At 42.0% G+C, this 1,746-nt stretch carries 3 protein-coding genes; all 3 read right to left on the bottom strand.

Annotation, left to right across the window (positions count from 1 at the left end; genetic code table 11):
• Positions 1–237, bottom strand: a 237-nt coding sequence (locus E5987_RS12680) for a hypothetical protein (RefSeq protein WP_160336430.1), incomplete at its 3' end; no start/stop codon positions are given.
• On the bottom strand, positions 238–702 hold the full coding sequence (locus E5987_RS12675; protein WP_160336429.1) for a hypothetical protein: 465 nt from the start codon (positions 700–702) through the stop codon (positions 238–240).
• Between the two features lie 46 nt (positions 703–748).
• Positions 749–1,746: autotransporter outer membrane beta-barrel domain-containing protein (locus E5987_RS12670; protein WP_160336428.1), on the bottom strand; the 998-nt coding region annotated here is incomplete at its 5' end.

Raw genomic sequence — 1,746 nt, 5'->3', positions numbered from 1 at the left:
TCCATCATTTTCACTTTTCAGTTCTACTCTTTCAAATTTTTTACCTTTGTTAAGGCAGAACTCTTCCGCCTCTCTTATCAATTCAGAGGACAAAAATGCACCGGACCACTCATTTTCCTTGATACAGTCGATTTTAAATGTACCGTCTTTCTGCTCTTCCACGGCAGATTTTTCAACCGTTGCACTGCATCCGCTGATCAAGAACAGCAGTAACATCAACCAAACAGCTTTTTTCATTTACTTCTCCAACACCTCTTTTTTGACAACGCCTGGGAAACCGTCTTCATCACTGCAAACGAGTCTCACATGAATCTTTGAAGAGGAAAGCTCATACATCGCATGTGTTTTCGCATCTACTCCAATCCAGCCCGGAATAAATGCATTTGCAGTGTTGCCGAAAACGTACCAAAGATTATTTTTTGACTTAACAACCAAATCAGCAGGACGACATCCGCCTTTCTCTATATGAATGTTATAGATTTGGCCTGTAAAGTAACCCTCTGCTTTTGAGAGAGTTTGCCTAAAAGGAGTTTTTCCTTGATAGATGTTTTCGCCGTTTTTATCCGTAACCGTAATCGAGCAGCTTTCCGGTGTCGTTGTAATCTCCAATTCCTGGATATCCTTTTCTGCAATAGACGCACAACCAGATAGACCGATAAAAATGATAATACTCAGTATTGATATTATTGATTTATTGCTCATGGTAGATTTCGACCGCCCCTACACTTTATGCAAGAGCGGTCTCTCCTTAGAAAATGTATTCAAATCCGATATCGACTCTGTAGTCAGTCTTCAGCTTAGACGCAAAACTTCTTTTCACATAAAAGTGAGCTAACTTATCTTTCTTACGTGAGAAGGTATAAGTTCCTCCGGCGGAAACCTCTCCCCACGTCTCTTTAAGATTAAAGCGGGAAGCATTGAAGGAACCGTCGTCAAGCTTATAAGTCGTAACCAGTTTCCCTTTGAATTCTCGCAGGCCATCGACCTTGACAAAGGCTGAGCCCTTCTTCCCTTCATACCCAAGAGCGACACCTGCCCGACCGATTAAACTGTTAACCGCGTTGTGATGAACATTCACATCATTATTGGTTCTAAAGCTGGAACCAAAGATCCTTCCGTAGACGATCTGCAGCTGAGGATCTAAATACCAGTCTTTATTCTCAAAAAGATAGTGCTTATTGCCATACTCTGCACTTAGTGTATAGCCCCAAGTTTTATCGCGGCCTTTCGTATTCAATAAGTAGTCACTGCTCCATGCCGAGAATTCGTTGGAGAATCGACTAACTTTGCCTACAAGATCCAGATAACCACCGTTGGAAAACTTTCTAACACCATACAGCCACCAGCTTGCCATCCAGTTATCAGCGTTTCCCCCTCTGCTGAGCTTCAGATCTCCTTCTGTATATGACAAACCTGTTCCGTAAGTCCAATCATGTTTCTTTTCACGCTTGCACGGAAAATTTTCTCCATCTTTCTCACGACAACGATATGAGTCCTTATATTCGTAATAATTCCGATCTAAACCGATCTGAATCCCCTTGTAATTATCTCTGAAATAGTAGCCGTTCGAATTAATTCGGTTACGTCCGGCATAACCTCTTGCCCAAAGACCTTCCAGCTCATAATTATCTCTGACCTCCCCTAATCTTTGATGAAGCGTGTCAATTTCTTGTCGCCATGTAAAATAATGACTGAGTGAAACTGCCTCTATTGACTTCATTGTAGGTGTCGGCTGTGGATTCGGCT

The organism is Parasutterella muris, assembly GCF_009767915.1.
In the GTDB taxonomy this organism is placed as follows: domain Bacteria; phylum Pseudomonadota; class Gammaproteobacteria; order Burkholderiales; family Burkholderiaceae_F; genus Parasutterella; species Parasutterella muris.
Note: the sequence above shows the minus strand (reverse complement) of the source record. Positions and strands in the feature narration are given on the sequence as shown.